Source organism: Caldanaerobacter subterraneus subsp. tengcongensis MB4 (genome assembly GCF_000007085.1).
Lineage (GTDB): Bacteria > Bacillota > Thermoanaerobacteria > Thermoanaerobacterales > Thermoanaerobacteraceae > Thermoanaerobacter > Thermoanaerobacter subterraneus.
Window position 1 is genome coordinate 343,811 of sequence record NC_003869.1, and the last position, 15,255, is coordinate 359,065.

Genomic DNA, 15,255 nt, shown 5'->3' on the forward strand with positions numbered 1-15,255 from the left:
CCTGCTTTAGTTTTTGGTATAATTTAGTGTGGAGGTGAGTAATTTGGTGAAAGCTGAGGCTGTAATTGATAGCATAGTAAAGAAATTAGTTGAAACTATTGATCCCAAAGCTATTATACTTTTTGGTTCACTGGCAAAAGGCAAGAATCATGAAAATTCTGATATTGATTTATTAATTGTGTGGGATGAAGAGGAAGGATTAAATAATACTCAACGGCGTATAAAATTAAGAAAGTTGCTTGGATTTGTGGAAGTTCCTATTGATATTTTGACGTGTACGAGTGAAGAACTAAAAGAGGCAATGAAAGACGATAAATCATTTACTGCAAATATAGTAAAGGAAGGGAAGGTTATATATGGTAGACTCAACCCCAAGGTATCCTGTTGATTTCGAAACTTCGAGAACGACTAAGGAAGCGGAGGAAGCCTTTGAAATACTTGAAAATTTAAGACATGAAATATTAAAAAGAATAAAATGACTTTATCGTTTATAGACGGTCTTTTATTTTTATGCTATAATATACTTGCAAATGTTTGATAAACAAATAATTGTTTGGGAGTGTGTGAATGTGGCATTAACACAAAGAGAAAAAGAGATACTAAGATTAATCAAGAAAAATCCCATGATTTCTCAGGAAGAGCTGGCGAAGATGCTGGGAATAAGCCGGTCAGCTGTTGCAGGGCACATAGCTAACCTAATGAAAAAGGGGTTTATACTGGGTAGGGGCTATGTAGTAAGGGATTTAAAAGGAGTTACAGTAATTGGAGGTGCAAACATAGATATAAAAGGGAAACCCTATAAGGAATTAAGGCAGCACACATCAAATCCAGGCCACATAAACATAGCACCTGGTGGAGTGGGGCGAAATATTGCTCATAATCTCGCACAACTCAATGTTCCTGTGACTTTTTTAAGCGTTGTTGGCAATGATGATGAAGGAAGAAGGCTTTTAGAGGAGACAAGGCAGGCAGGAGTTAATGTAGAACAGGTGGTGATTTCAAATACCAGGCGAACAGGCATATACCTCGCTATTTTAAATGCAATTGGCGATATGGACATAGCCCTTTCAGGTATGGACATTTTAGAAGAATTAAATATACAGTATCTTGAGTCCAAGACAGAGGTTATAAAAAATAGCGAGATTGTAGTTTTTGATGCCAATATTCCTGAGGAGAGCATTAGATACATTACAGAACTTTGTTACAACAATAACATTCCTGTGGTAGTAGAACCTGTCTCAATAGACAAGGCGAAAAAATTAAAAAATGTGTTAGACAAGATTGATTATATCACTCCAAATAAAGAAGAATTGGAATCTATAACAGAGATAAAAATACTAGATGATGAGGATATGAAAAAAGCTGTTAAATATTTGAGAGATAAAGGAATTAAAAACGTCATAGTAACTTTGGGGGAGAGAGGCGTATATGTTTCTTCAGAAGAATTAGAAAAATTCATAGAGCCTTACCAAACTGAAATTGTGGATGCCACGGGCGCAGGGGATGCGCTGACGGCAGGCTTGGTTTATGGCATTTTCAATGGTTATTCTCTTGAAGTATCAGCAAAGCTGGGACTTGCTGCAGCTTCCCTTACTATATCCTCACCTTATACAGTTAATCCGTTTTTAAATGAAAATCAGTTAAAAAATATAGTAAAGGAGATTTGAAAAATGAATAGATTTATCGATTTGTCAGAAGAAGTAAAAAGTGCCTTAGAGGAAAGAAGGCCAGTTGTGGCTTTAGAATCTACGATAATATCCCACGGTATGCCCTACCCACAAAATATTGAAACTGCCAGAGCCTTAGAAGAAATTGTAAGGGAAAATGGCGCTGTACCTGCTACAATTGCAATTATAGGAGGAAAAATAAAAATAGGTCTAAATGAAGAGGAACTGGAGTTTATGGGTACATCAAAAGAAATATTAAAAGCCAGCAAAAGAGATTTGCCTGTGGTCTTAGCAAAAGGGTTAAACGCTGCTACTACTGTTTCTGCCACGATGATTTGTGCAAACCTTGCAGGTATAAAGGTATTTGTGACAGGAGGAATAGGAGGAGTACACAGAGGGGCAGAAGAGACTTTCGATATATCTGCCGATTTGCAAGAACTTGCAAATACAAATGTAGCAGTTGTATGTGCAGGAGCAAAAGCTATACTTGATTTACCTCGTACTTTAGAATATCTTGAAACCTTTGGTGTTCCTGTAATTGGATTTAGAACAGAGGAATTTCCTGCTTTTTACACAAGAGAGAGCGGGCTCAAAGTGGACTACAGAGTGGAAGATGAAGTAGAAGCCGCAAAGGTTATAAAAACTAAATGGGATTTGGGACTTAAAGGAGGGATTTTAATAGCCAATCCCATTCCTGAAGAATATGCCCTAGACAGAGCTTATATTGAAAAAGCCATAGAAGAGGCTATTTTTGAAGCAGACAGACGAGGAATAAGGGGTAAAGCCCTTACGCCATTTTTGTTGGAAAAGATAAAGGACCTGACAGAGGGTAAAAGTTTAAAAGCAAATATTGAACTTGTTAAGAATAATGCCAGAGTTGGAGCCAAAATTGCTGTACAATTGAATAAACTGTATAAAGAGGCGTAGAACGCCTCTTTATACTTTATTACCTTCTTTATTACCTTCTTTCTCTGTCATGGACCTCGTCAATTATTTCCTGACGCATGTTCTGTATGCTTATAAGCCTGTTTCTATTTTTTTCTTTTATCCTCTCTATTTCTTCAGGTGAAAGCTCTTCTGCGTGTAGTTTCAGATAATCTTCTGCTTCTCTATAATTTTCTATTGTATTGTGTATCATTTCTTGAAGCTTTTCCACATTGTCTGACCTATCATCAGGCTTTGGCTTTTTTGTATATCTTTCTTCTTTTCCCATAGACATCACTCCTAAATTTTTATTTTCATATTTATTTTGTTCAGCAAAAATTTATTTATGTGTTATAAAACAGATGAGATATTGAAGAAAATCTGGGATACAGTTATAATTGTAATATAATTAAAAACCTCAAATCTGTTATAATACTAAAGACTTGAGGTGAAAAATATGGCTCTTTACACGCTTACAATTGCAGTAATATTTTTATACATCTTTATTACAGGCTTTCATGACGAGGGAAATTTAATAGCTACCATCGTATGTTCAAGGTCTATAGAGGCGAAAAAAGCTTTAATTATAGCTTCTGTTGCTCAGTTTTTAGGACCTTTGATTGTTACCACGGCAGTTAGCACTACTATTGCAAAGGATATTATAAAATATTCTTACCTTCTTAACAGCGGTGAAAATATATCATTGTTGATACTTTCTGGTATCTTGGGAGCTGCTTTGTGGAATTTTATAACATGGTACTATGCTATTCCTTCTAGCTCTTCGCATGCTTTAATTGGAGGTATATTGGGGCCTTTTGCAATAGAGTACGGTTTTCATTCTATCAATTTTTACGGAATAATGACAAAAGTTATAATACCTCTATTTTTTTCTCCTGTAATAGGCTTTGCTGCTGGATATATAATTACATTAATTTTCTGGAAATTATTGAAAAATGCGCAACCTTCTGTGAATAGTTTTCTTAAAAAACTTCAATACGGTACGATGTTTTTATTGAATATAGGGCAAAGTGCAAACGATGCTCAAAAAGGAATGGGTTTGATTGTAATTTTAATGATGATAAAGGGAAACACTCATAATTTTGAAGTTCCCTTTTTTATAAAATATATAGCAGCTTTTATGATATCCTTTGGTCTTTTATTTGGTGGATTTAGAATGATAAAAAGTGTGGGCGGAAGGATATACAGAGTAAGACCTTTTCACTCTTTTAATGCTCAGCTTTCATCTCTTTTGGTAGTGACTGCTGCTACTTTGGTTGGAGCGCCTATAAGTGGCACACAGCTTGTGAACTCTTCCATTTTGGGCGTTGGAGCAAGGGAGAGGCCTAGCGCAGTAAGATGGCAGTTTGCAAAAGCCATATTTGCCGCCTGGATTACCACAATACCAGCTTCTTTTATATTTTCTTCCATCATTTATATGGTTGCTAAATTATTGTAAGAGGTGATGAAGGTGAATGTATTTAAATGGCTTTTTACTGAAAGTGTTGATTTCTACAAACTGTTGCAGGAGCAGTCTAAACTTACACTGCAGGGAGTAACAGCTTTAGAAAGGTATATGTTTACAGGGAGTGAAGAAGACGGCAAAGAAGTTACAAGACTTGAAAAGCTTGCGGATAGGAAAAGAGAGGAACTTATAAAAGAGCTTGACAGGACTTTTATAACTCCTTTTGACAGGGAAGATATTTTTAACCTTTCTAAGGCTATTGATGATATACTGGACTATTCAGATAGTACAGTAGAGGAGATGGAGATATATGAACTTGAACCTACACCGGAGCTGAGAGAGATTGTAGAAGTTATACGAATTAGCACTGAGCTTATACATGAATCTGTATGCAATTTAAACAAAGACAGAAAGGAAGGAATGAGGCAAGCGCTGCAAGCAAAAAAATACGAGAACAGAGTAGAAAATCTTTACAGAAAGAATTTGGCAAAGCTTTTTGAAGGAGATGACATAAAGTATATACTTAAAATGAGGGAAATTTTCAGGCATCTTAGCAATTGCGCTGACAGAATAGATTTAGCAGGAGATATACTTGGTCACATTTATGTGAAGATGATATAAAGGGCGAATTTTGCTCTTAAATTTTTGTTAGAATAAGAGTTTTAATGTGTATTATTTTTGTGTTTTATGATAAAATGAAAGAGAAAAGAGGGGAACGTTTATGAAAAGAATTAACAAAGTTTATAATTACGTTCAAGAAGCTTGCGAAAGGCAATTTAAAGAAAAGGGAGAAGTAACAGGTGTTTCTGCCATAGAAGTAGCCCAAGCTTTAAAAATTCAAAGAAGCAATGCTTCAAGTGATTTAAATACCCTTGTTAGGGAAGGGAAGTTGACAAAAATCGAAGGTAAACCAGTATTATACAAAGTTAAAGAGCTGAGCATTACTTCTAACGTTAATCCTTTGAGGACAAAAGATGCTTTTAGCGAAATAATAGGCGCTGAGTTAAGCCTTAAAAATGCTGTACAGCAAGCCAAAGCTGCTATAATTTATCCTCCTCATGGACTCCATACTCTTTTGCTTGGAGAAACTGGAACGGGTAAGTCTATGTTTGCAGAAGTTATGTACAACTTCGCGAAAGAAATTGGGCGTATAAAGAAAAATGCTCCTTTTGTGACTTTTAACTGTGCCGATTATGCCAGTAATCCTCAGCTTTTGATGGCTCATTTGTTTGGAGTAAAAAAGGGAGCTTATACTGGTGCAGATAGTGATAAAGTTGGCCTTGTGGAGAAAGCTGATGGTGGAATTTTATTTTTGGATGAAGTTCACAGATTGCCACCAGAGGGTCAGGAAATGCTTTTTTATCTTATTGACAAAGGATTGTACAGAAGACTTGGCGAATCTGATGTAGAGCATAAAGCAAATGTTCTGATAATATGTGCTACCACGGAAGATATTGAATCTGCTCTTCTTAAAACTTTTATAAGGCGAATTCCAATGGTAATTAAACTTCCAAGTTTGGCGGAGAGAACGTATGAAGAAAGGTTTGAACTTATTAAAAATTTCTTCAAAGCTGAAGCTGCTATTATTAAAACAGATGTAATGATTACATCTAACGCCTTAAAGGCCTTGTTACTTTATGATTGCCCCAATAATGTAGGGCAGTTAAAGAGTGACATAAAGCTTGCAATAGCTAAAGCGTATCTGGGATACATGATGAAAAGGGATGAAAATGTATGTGTCCATACGGAGGATTTGCCTGAATATGTAAGAAAAGGTCTTTTAAAGTATAAGGAAAAAAGAGAAGAGATTGATAAATTTATTACAGGAGAAATAATAAGGTTTTCTGTTGATGATATGATACCGATCGTTCAAAGAAACACTCAAATTTTCAATTTTTATGAAGCTTTAGAAGAAAAAAGAAAAATACTCGAGCAAAAGGGTTTAAGTGAAGAGGATATCAAACTTATCATGAGTATTGATATTGACACCTACTTAAAAAAGTATCTTTTAAATTTAGACAAAAGCAACTTAGAGGAGCTATACAAGGTAGTAGACAAAAAGGTAGTTAGCTTAGTACAAGATTTCTTAAACTATGCCAGCAAAAAATTGCAAAAAGAATTTAGCGATAAAACTTTGTACGGGCTTTCTATGCATGTCGCAAGTTCTATTGAAAGGATACTAGAAGGTAAAGATATTGTAAACCATCAGTTAGAACATATAAAGAAGGTTTATCCAAAGGAGTTTGAAATAGCTAAAGTATTAAAAGAAGAAATTCAAAGAGAATTCAACATAGTTGTGCCTGAAGATGAAGTAGGTTTTATTACAATGTTTCTTTGTCTTGAAGAAGGAACGGAAGAAAAAGATGAAAGAGTAGGCATTATTGTTGCTATGCACGGAGAAGCAGCTGCTACTTCTATTGCAGAGGTAGCTAACAGGCTTTTGGGTGAAAATTATGTAATTGGATATAATATGCCTCTTGACCAAAAACCAGAAATTGCATTGAACAATTTGGTAAATATCGTTAAAAAGGTTAATAAAGGCAAAGGGGTATTGCTTCTTGTTGATATGGGTTCACTAGTATTTTTCGGCGATATGATATACGAGAGAACAGGTATTCCAGTAAAGACTGTTGAAATGGTTTCTACTCCTATGGTACTAGAAGCAGCAAGAAAAGCTTTGCTCAATTCATCTTTAGATGAAGTATATGATGCAGTTGTCAATTTAAGCCCCTATGTAGGGCGGATTTATAGAGAAAGTGTTAAATTTGAAAATCCTCTCAAGAAAAATGTAATCATAACTGCTTGTATAACAGGGGAAGGTACGGCAGTTAAACTTAAATCAATACTGGAAAAAGAGCTCAATTTAAAAGAGAAGGATATAGATATCATCCCGATGGAAATTGAAAGTAAAAAAGAATTTAAAAGGAAGCTTCTTAATATAAAAGAGGAGAAAAATGTTTTGGCGGTGGTAAGCGCTATAAATCCAGAAGATGAGTCCATTTTGTACATTTCTACATCTGATGTATTTGATAAAAACAAGTTATCTGTATTGAAAAACGCAATAGAAGCCGTATCTAATGTGGGTTTGATTGACAATATGAGAGAAGTCATAAGAGAAAATGTGAGAATAGATGCTGAAAAGTATATCTCTTCATTTAAACAGTTTTATTCTACTTTAATAGCAAAAGGTGTAAAACTGAATGAGGATATTACAATAGGTTTGATTCTTCATATTGCCTGTGTAATTGAGCGCATTATTGAGGGCAAAGAGTTGACACATGTGAAAAATACACAACAATACATTAGAGATTATCCAAAAGAATTTGAAACCATAAGAAAAACAGTCAAGATTTTAGAAGAAGGATGTGATATTAGTATTTCTGATGAAGAATGTGTAAATATAATGAAAATTATCTATTCAATTTAATACACATATGTGTATTGAAGACGTTTTTATAGGATACACATTAAAACAGAACAAGAAAGATAAAAATAAGAGGCAGAAAAGAAGCTGTATTTTAAATTCGAGAGCTAGTTGGCATAAAATTTGCGTAAATATACGTTGCAAAATATTTTGAAGGGGAGTTGATCTAATGGATACGTTCATTAATTTTCTTGACAGGTATTTTATGCCTGTAGCAGGAAGACTTGCTGAGCAAAGGCATTTAAAATCTATTCGTGATGGAATAGTTGCTACAATGCCATTACTTCTCATTGGTTCGTTTTTCTTGATTATAGCTTTTCCACCTGTACCTGCTCTTGAAGCTTTAATTAAACCCTATGTGAACGATTTATTAAAAATAGTCAATGCAACATTTGGAATAATTGCTATGGTTGCATCTTTTACAATAGCTTATTCTCTAGCTGGAACTTATAGAATAGATCCTGTTGCTTCTGGAGTGTTAAGTCTATCGACATTTATGTTATCGATACCCTTAACTCAGGATGGCAATATTCCTTTGAATTGGATGGGGAGCCAAGGATTATTTGTTGCAATGATTCTTGCAATTTTTACGGTAGAAGTACAAAGAAAATTTATAGAAAAAAATTTAATTATTCGTATGCCAGAAGGGGTTCCACCTTCTGTAGGTAGAGCTTTTGCAGCATTAATTCCTGGTGCTGTAATTATTACATCTATTTGGATTATACACATGATATTAATTAAAACTGTTCATTTAACAATCCCTGAAGCTATTAATAAATTAATTGCTGTTCCTCTTATGAAATTGGGTTCTACACTTCCTGCAGTAATATTAGCAATCTTAGCTATTCAGTTCTTATGGAGTGTAGGTATCCACGGAGCAGCTTTAGTAGGAGGAATTTTGGGACCGATATGGCTGACTTTTACACAAGAAAATGCAGCTGCTAAAATTGCGGGAGAAAAAATTTTACCTCACATCGTAACACAACAGTTTTTTGATATCTTCATTTATATAGGTGGTTCCGGAACAACATTAGCACTAGCTTTACTTTTGTTATTTGCAACAAAATCGGAGCAGCTAAAAGCTGTTGGAAAAGCTGCTATTGGGCCGGGTATATTTAACATAAACGAACCTATTACTTTTGGCATGCCAATAGTGATGAATCCCGTTATGATTATACCATTTATTTTAGCTCCTATTGCAGCGGCTCTTATAACTTATTTTGCGATGGCATTAAATCTTGTGGCTCGACCTTATGCTTTGATTCCATGGACAACACCTGTGTTGATTAGCGGATTTTTAACTACAGGTGATTGGAAAGCTATAATTTTACAGATTATTAACTTTGCAGTAGCAGGGGCAATTTACTATCCTTTCTTAAAGCTCTGGGATAATAAAAAATATGAGGAAGAACAGCAGTTAAAGAAAGAAGAAGAGGAAGTAGCACAGACAAAGGCGTAAATATAATACCATATCCTGGAGAGAATTTCCTCCAGGATATGGATCCTTAAAGGAGTGAGGAAAGTGAAGTATCTTATTGTAAATGGAGCATTCCTGTAATGAATAAAAAATAAGGGAGAATGGACTTTGAAAAAATAAGTACCTCCTGATAAAATACAGAGTGTAAGTTTAAGAACTTACCTCGAATTATCAAAATAAACAGGAGGTACCTAAAATGAAGTATAAACAAAATGAAAAGATTTTGCAAGTAACGGGAGACACATTAATTGCGGGAGTAGACATAGCAAAAGAAAGCCATTATGCCAGAGCATTTGACTACAGAGGAGTAGAATATGGGAAATACCTGAGATTTGAAAACAATAGAGAAGGTATGACAAAATTTCTTAACTGGGCAAAAGACTTGATGGAGAGACATAAGAAAAACAAACTAATAGTAGGGATAGAACCGACAGGGCAATATTGGCTGTGTTTTGCCCAATACCTTAAAGACAATAACATAAAGGTAGTATTGGTTAATCCATTTCATGTAAAGATGAGCAAAGAATTAGATGACAATTCTCCCACAAAAAGCGATAAGAAAGACCCAAAAACAATAGCAATGCTAGTAAAAGACGGGAGATATGTAGAGCCGATAATACCTGAAGGAGTATATGCGGAATTAAGGGTAGCGATGGACATAAAAGAGAGGTTGAACAAACAAATAGGGATGACAAAAAATCAAATAACAAGATGGTTGGACATATACTTTCCAGAGTTTAACACCGTATTTTCAGACTGGGAAGGGAAAGCAGCACTTATCACATTAAGAGAATTTCCAACGCCTGAGAAGATAGCAAAAAAGAGTGCTGAAGAAATAATATCGATATGGAAGAAAGAAGTACAAAGAGGGGTAGGAGAAAAAAGGGCTATAAAGCTGATAGAAACTGCTAAGGAGAGCATAGGGAAGAAGCAGGGCATAAAGATGGCGGAATACGAGATAAAGACTCTCATTGAACAATACGAATTTTTAAAAAAACAAATTGAAGAAATAGAGAAGAAGATGGAAGAATTAATAGTTGAGATACCAGGGGTTAAAGAACTACTAGAAATCAAAGGGATAGGAGTAAACACAGTAGCAGGTTTTATTGCAGAAGTAGGAGATATTGAAAAATATGAACATCCAAAACAGATACAAAAACTAGGGGGATTAAACCTAATAGAAAATAGCTCTGGTAAGCATAAAGGAGAAACGACAATAAGTAAAAGAGGGAGGAAGCGATTGAGGAGTGTGCTATTTAATGCAGTAATGGCCTTGGTCGCAAAAAACGAAGAATTTCGTGAACTACACAAATATTACACCACCAGAGCGCAAAACCCGCTAAAAAAGAAGCAATCACTAATAGTATTGTGCAACAAACTGATAAGGATATTTTATGTCATATTAAAGAAAGGAGTAAAATATGACCCAATCAAGATGATGAAGGACATAAAGAGGCCAGGCTTACAGGAAGCTGCATAAAAAGTGCCAACATACTATCAAATCAATTAAGGGTTAATCATCTTCTCTTCAGCTTTAACTTAGTCACATCTAAAGAGCTGACCCTTAAGAAGAAATTGATTTTTATGAAAAGCGAAAGTGTGAACGATGTGACATAAAAGGTAAAAGAAGGAATAAGACAAAAACAACCAATCAAGAGATGGGATATTGACAACAAGAGCGGGAATTGTCATAAAAATAATCACCATACGGGCAAAGACCCTGCAATGGAGCAGAAATGACATCCACCTCATGGCAGGTAGAACGAAGGAATTAAGGACTAAGATCCAGTGAGACATGGGAGGGTAAACCCCATGAGATAAGTGGAGCTATCCCGCCATAATATGGAAATAGGATATGAGGTTTATTAAGCTTACCCATTTAATGGTTAGATAAGTAAGAAATGGTAATATAAGCCATGAGATGCTCTTGTTGTGATGAGAAAATTAAAGAAAAACTAAGATATTAAGAGAAAATAAAAGATAATAGAGGGAAGGCGTAAATATAATACCATATCCTGGAGAGAATTTCCTCCAGGATATGGATCCTTAAAGGAGTGAGGAAAGTGAAGTATCTTATTGTAAATGGAGATGATTTTGGTCTTACAAAAGGTGTAAATAAGGGGATTGTTGAAAGCTACAAAAATGGCATTTTAAGAAGTACTTCTATAATGTGTAACATGCCTTATGCTGATGAGGCTTCTCAAATAAAAGAGATATGTCCTGATTTGGGATTTGGGATACACATTACATTAGATGCTGGTAAACCTTTGAATAGTCCTTATAAGGTAAGTACCCTAGTGGATGAAAAAGGATATTTTAAAAAAGGTTTTTCCCATTCTTTAAATGAAGCAGATATTGATCAGATAAAAATAGAGATAGAGGAGCAAATTAAAAAGGCATTTTCTTTAGGGGTTCCTATAACCCATATGGATAGCCATCATGGTGTGCAAAGTCACCCTAAAGTGATAGAAATATTTATAGATATGGCTATAAAGTATAATTTGCCTGTACGTGCAACTCCCTTGGATAAAGAAGTTATATTAAAATCAGGTGTGAAAACAATTGATAATTTTGTTTATACCTTTTATGATGAAGGAGTAGAAAAGGAAAATCTTTTGTTTATTTTAAAAAAACTAGAGAATGGAATAACAGAAATAATGACTCACCCTGCTTATGTAGATGATGAATTAATGAGAGTTTCTTCTTATAATACTAAAAGAGAAATAGAAAGAAAAATATTAACCGATCCAGATGTGATTCAATTTGTTAAAGAAAATAATATAACACTAGTAAATTACTCAATTTTCAGGTAATTTGTAAAATTTTATAAGGAGGGGAATATATCATGAGAATTTTGTTAATTTGTGGCGCAGGAATGTCAACAAGTTTGTTAGTAGAAAAGATGAAAAAAGAAGGGGAAAAAAGAGGAATAAAGGATTTGTACATTAATGCAGAAGCAGCAGATAATTTAGAAAAAGTTATTGATGACTACGATGTAGTTCTTTTGGGACCCCAGATAAGATATAAAGAGAAATACGTTGCAGAGCTTACAAAAGAAAAAAATAAGGTTTACAGAGTAATTCCGCCTCATATATATGGAATGGTGGATGGAGCTAAAACATTAGATTTAGCAATAGAGGCACTAAAGAATAAATAAAAGACGGGAGGCATCAAAATGGATTTGGAACAGATTGTATTTACCATTATATCTCATGCAGGGAATGCACGGAGTAATTCTTTTGAAGCATTGAAATACGCAAGAGAAGGCAATTTTGAAGAAGCAGAAAAATGTTTAGAAAAAGCGAGTGAAGAGCTTTTAGAAGCTCATCACGTACAAACAGATATGATACACAAGGAAGCGGCAGGAGAAAAACAAGAGATAACTTTGCTTTTAGTTCATGCTGAGGATCATCTCATGAATGCTATCCTTGCGAAAGAGTTGATAACTGAAATGATTGAGCTCTATAAAATTATTTATCAAACAAAGGGGGCTACTTATAATGTCTAAAAAAGATTTAAAAATTGCAGTTATAGGGGGTGGTTCTAGTTATACCCCTGAGCTTATTGAAGGGTTTATCAAAAGATATGAAGAATTACCCGTAAGAGATATTTATTTAATGGACATAGAAGAAGGCAAAGAAAAACTTGAGATTGTTGGCGGTCTTGCAAAAAGAATGGTAGAAAAAGCTGGGGTTGGTATAAACATTCATCTGACTTTAGACAGACGTGAAGCCATAAAAGATGCAGATTTTGTTGTTACTCAATTCAGAGTAGGAGGAATAGATGCGAGAATTAGAGATGAAAAAATTCCTTTAAAGTATGATGTTATAGGACAAGAAACAACTGGACCCGGTGGTTTTGCAAAAGCACAGAGAACAATACCAGTTATACTAGATGTATGCAAAGACATAGAAGAACTTGCACCAAATGCGTGGCTTATCAATTTTACAAATCCTGCAGGTGTAATAACAGAAACGATTTTAAAGCATACAAACGTAAAAGCGATCGGATTATGTAATGTACCTATAGGTATGGTACACGGTGTTGCAAAAATGCTTGAGGTTGATTCAAAAAGAGTGTATATAGATTTTGCAGGGCTTAATCATTTAGTATGGGGTACACACATTTACTTAGATGGAGAAGATATAACAGAAAAATTAATAGATAGTTTTGCAGGTGGTAAGTCTTTATCAATGAAAAACATACCAGAACTTCCTTGGGATCCCGAATTTATCAAATCTCTTGGAATGTACCCTTGTCCTTATCATAGGTATTACTATTTAACTGATCAAATGTTAAAAGAGCAAAAGAAAGAAGCTGCTACAGTAGGAACAAGAGGGGAAGTCGTTAAGAAATTAGAGAAAGAACTATTCGAACTATATAAAGATCCGAATTTAAACGTAAAACCTCCTCAATTAGAAAAAAGAGGAGGAGCACACTATTCTGATGCTGCTTGTTCTTTGATAAGTTCAATATATAATGATAAGAAAGATATACATGTGGTTAATGTGAGAAACAATGGGACGATTGCAGATTTGCCGGATGATGTGGTAATAGAAACAAATGCAGTAGTTGATAAAAATGGTGCTCATCCTATAACTATTGGGCATGTATCACCAAAAATAAGGGGTTTGATGCAAGTTGTTAAAGCATATGAAGAACTTACAATTGAAGCAGGGGTAAGAGGGGATTATTATGCGGCTTTACAAGCGTTAACAATACATCCTTTAGTGCCATCTGCCACTATTGCTAAAAAGATACTTGATGATATAATTGAACAGAATAAAGAATATTTACCGCAATATAAGTAATAATAGAAATTACCTCTCTTTGTTTTCTAGAATTATGTTTCAAAATCACTTTAACATGAGGAGTGAAATTCCTATGTCTAAAGAATACAGATTTCCAGAAGGTTTTTGGTGGGGTTCGGCAACATCAGCAGTGCAAATTGAAGGGGCTGCAGATGAAGACGGTAAAGGGATGAATGTATGGGATTATTGGTATCAGAAAGAACCTAATCGCTTTTTTAATGGAATAGGGTCTCAAGTAACATCTGATTTTTATCATAGATATAAAGAAGATATAAAACTTATGAAAGAGTTGGGGCACAATTCATTTAGATTTTCTATTTCATGGTCTCGTCTAATTCCTGGTGGCACAGGTAAAGTTAACGAAAAAGCAGTAGAATTTTACAACAATGTTATTAATGAGCTCTTGGAAAATGGTATCGAACCTTTTGCTACCCTTTTTCACTTTGACATGCCTATAGAAATGCAAAATATTGGAGGTTTTGAGAATAGAAAAGTAGTAGAATATTTTGCTGAATATGCTAAGACATGTTTTGAGTTGTTTGGTGATAGAGTAAAAAGATGGATAACATTTAATGAACCGATAGTTCCCGTATTAGGTGGGTATTTATATAATTTCCATTATCCAGATATAGTGGATTTTAAAAGAGCAGTGCAATTCGGTTATGGCACAGTATTAGCAAGTGCGAGGGCAATAGAGGAATTTAAAAAACTAAAAATAAATGATGCTAAAATAGGTATTGTTTTAAACTTGAGTCCTGTTTATCCAAGAAGTAATCATCCGGCAGATTTAAAAGCAGCGGAGCTTGCGGATTTGTTTCATAATAGAAGTTTTCTTGACCCTTCCGTTAAAGGGGAGTATCCTAAAGAATTAGTAGAAGTTTTAAAAGCTTACAATCATTTGCCGGAATATAAGGAAGAAGATTTAGAATTAATAAAAGATAATACTGTACAATATTTAGGAGTAAATTATTATCAGCCGCTTAGAGTTAAAGCTAAAGAGAATATGCCAAATCCATATGGTGTATTTACACCCAATTGGTTTTATGATGAGTATATTATGCCAGGTAGGAGAATGAATCCTTATAGAGGATGGGAAATCTACGAAAAAGGGATATATGATCTTCTGAAAAGAATAAAAGATGAATATGGAAACATAGAGTGTTTTATTTCAGAAAATGGAATGGGAGTGGAAGGGGAAGAACGCTTTATAAAAGATGGTATTATTCAAGACGACTATAGGATTGAATTTATAAAAGAGCATTTAAAATGGGTTCATAAAGCAATTGAAGAGGGATGCAATGTCAAAGGATATCATGTATGGACATTTATGGACAATTGGTCGTGGCTTAATGCGTATAAAAACCGTTATGGGCTCGTAGCGATAGATTTAAAAACGCAAAAGCGTACAATAAAAAAGAGTGGTTATTGGTTTAAAGAAGTGGCAGAAAATAATGGCTTTGTCGATTAACCCCGGTTTTCCCGGGGTTTTT

Annotated in this window: 14 protein-coding genes; 13 read left to right on the forward strand and 1 reads right to left on the reverse strand. The window is 34.6% G+C overall.

Annotated elements, in window-relative coordinates; genetic code table 11:
* Window positions 1–46: 46 nt before the first annotated feature.
* The 3 genes from TTE_RS01560 (at window position 47) to TTE_RS01570 (ending at window position 2,594) form a co-directional block, all read left to right on the forward strand.
* Window positions 47–388 carry a nucleotidyltransferase domain-containing protein gene (locus TTE_RS01560; RefSeq protein WP_011024781.1) on the forward strand — a complete coding sequence of 114 codons (342 nt, stop codon included), beginning with the start codon at window positions 47–49 and terminating at the stop codon, window positions 386–388.
* Window positions 389–569: 181 nt separating this feature from the next.
* Window positions 570–1,667 (forward strand): carbohydrate kinase, encoded by a 1,098-nt coding sequence (locus tag TTE_RS01565; RefSeq protein ID WP_011024782.1) that lies wholly within the window; start codon window positions 570–572, stop codon window positions 1,665–1,667.
* Window positions 1,668–1,670: 3 nt separating this feature from the next.
* A complete protein-coding gene (locus tag TTE_RS01570) occupies window positions 1,671–2,594 on the forward strand; it encodes a pseudouridine-5'-phosphate glycosidase (protein WP_011024783.1) in 924 nt (307 codons plus the stop codon).
* Between the two features lie 31 nt (window positions 2,595–2,625).
* Here the strand turns inward: TTE_RS01570 and tlp are convergent, their stop codons facing one another.
* Window positions 2,626–2,880 (reverse strand): small acid-soluble spore protein Tlp, encoded by a 255-nt coding sequence (gene tlp / locus TTE_RS01575; protein ID WP_011024784.1) that lies wholly within the window; start codon window positions 2,878–2,880, stop codon window positions 2,626–2,628.
* A gap of 168 nt (window positions 2,881–3,048) precedes the next feature.
* Here tlp and TTE_RS01580 point away from each other — a divergent pair, with 168 nt between their 5' ends.
* The 10 genes from TTE_RS01580 (at window position 3,049) to TTE_RS01625 (ending at window position 15,233) form a co-directional block, all read left to right on the forward strand.
* Window positions 3,049–4,047: an inorganic phosphate transporter gene (locus TTE_RS01580; protein ID WP_011024785.1), complete on the forward strand. Its 999-nt coding sequence runs from the start codon at window positions 3,049–3,051 to the stop codon at window positions 4,045–4,047.
* Between the two features lie 12 nt (window positions 4,048–4,059).
* On the forward strand, window positions 4,060–4,674 hold the full coding sequence (locus tag TTE_RS01585) for a DUF47 domain-containing protein (RefSeq protein ID WP_041587092.1): 615 nt from the start codon (window positions 4,060–4,062) through the stop codon (window positions 4,672–4,674).
* Between the two features lie 100 nt (window positions 4,675–4,774).
* Window positions 4,775–7,480, forward strand: a complete 2,706-nt coding sequence (locus TTE_RS01590; RefSeq protein ID WP_011024787.1) for a sigma 54-interacting transcriptional regulator — start codon at window positions 4,775–4,777, stop codon at window positions 7,478–7,480.
* A gap of 166 nt (window positions 7,481–7,646) precedes the next feature.
* Window positions 7,647–8,936: a PTS sugar transporter subunit IIC gene (locus tag TTE_RS01595; RefSeq protein WP_011024788.1), complete on the forward strand. Its 1,290-nt coding sequence runs from the start codon at window positions 7,647–7,649 to the stop codon at window positions 8,934–8,936.
* A 214-nt stretch (window positions 8,937–9,150) separates the two neighbouring features.
* Window positions 9,151–10,434, forward strand: a complete 1,284-nt coding sequence (locus tag TTE_RS01600) for an IS110 family transposase (protein WP_009609557.1) — start codon at window positions 9,151–9,153, stop codon at window positions 10,432–10,434.
* 583 nt (window positions 10,435–11,017) lie between these two features.
* Window positions 11,018–11,767: a carbohydrate deacetylase gene (locus TTE_RS01605; protein ID WP_011024789.1), complete on the forward strand. Its 750-nt coding sequence runs from the start codon at window positions 11,018–11,020 to the stop codon at window positions 11,765–11,767.
* Window positions 11,768–11,799: 32 nt separating this feature from the next.
* Window positions 11,800–12,111: a PTS sugar transporter subunit IIB gene (locus TTE_RS01610; protein WP_011024790.1), complete on the forward strand. Its 312-nt coding sequence runs from the start codon at window positions 11,800–11,802 to the stop codon at window positions 12,109–12,111.
* A gap of 18 nt (window positions 12,112–12,129) precedes the next feature.
* Entirely contained in the window at window positions 12,130–12,462 is a 333-nt protein-coding gene (locus TTE_RS01615) for a PTS lactose/cellobiose transporter subunit IIA (RefSeq protein ID WP_011024791.1), read from the forward strand.
* Window positions 12,455–13,765: a 6-phospho-beta-glucosidase gene (locus TTE_RS01620; protein ID WP_009610048.1), complete on the forward strand. Its 1,311-nt coding sequence runs from the start codon at window positions 12,455–12,457 to the stop codon at window positions 13,763–13,765. Before TTE_RS01615 ends, TTE_RS01620 begins: the two co-directional genes overlap by 8 nt.
* Window positions 13,766–13,838: 73 nt before the next feature.
* Window positions 13,839–15,233 (forward strand): glycoside hydrolase family 1 protein, encoded by a 1,395-nt coding sequence (locus TTE_RS01625; protein ID WP_011024792.1) that lies wholly within the window; start codon window positions 13,839–13,841, stop codon window positions 15,231–15,233.
* Window positions 15,234–15,255 lie beyond the last annotated feature (22 nt).

Excerpts from the sequence above, each read along its gene's own strand:
- TTE_RS01610 (WP_011024790.1), top strand. The coding sequence starts at position 11,800 with ATGAGAATTTTGTTAATTTGTGGCGCAGGAATGTCAACAAGTTTGTTA.
- TTE_RS01570 (WP_011024783.1), top strand. The coding sequence starts at position 1,671 with ATGAATAGATTTATCGATTTGTCAGAAGAAGTAAAAAGTGCCTTAGAG.
- TTE_RS01590 (WP_011024787.1), top strand. The coding sequence starts at position 4,775 with ATGAAAAGAATTAACAAAGTTTATAATTACGTTCAAGAAGCTTGCGAA.
- TTE_RS01620 (WP_009610048.1), top strand. The coding sequence starts at position 12,455 with ATGTCTAAAAAAGATTTAAAAATTGCAGTTATAGGGGGTGGTTCTAGT.
- tlp (WP_011024784.1), bottom strand. The coding sequence starts at position 2,880 with ATGGGAAAAGAAGAAAGATATACAAAAAAGCCAAAGCCTGATGATAGG.
- TTE_RS01625 (WP_011024792.1), top strand. The coding sequence starts at position 13,839 with ATGTCTAAAGAATACAGATTTCCAGAAGGTTTTTGGTGGGGTTCGGCA.
- TTE_RS01580 (WP_011024785.1), top strand. The coding sequence starts at position 3,049 with ATGGCTCTTTACACGCTTACAATTGCAGTAATATTTTTATACATCTTT.
- TTE_RS01600 (WP_009609557.1), top strand. The coding sequence starts at position 9,151 with ATGAAGTATAAACAAAATGAAAAGATTTTGCAAGTAACGGGAGACACA.
- TTE_RS01595 (WP_011024788.1), top strand. The coding sequence starts at position 7,647 with ATGGATACGTTCATTAATTTTCTTGACAGGTATTTTATGCCTGTAGCA.
- TTE_RS01615 (WP_011024791.1), top strand. The coding sequence starts at position 12,130 with ATGGATTTGGAACAGATTGTATTTACCATTATATCTCATGCAGGGAAT.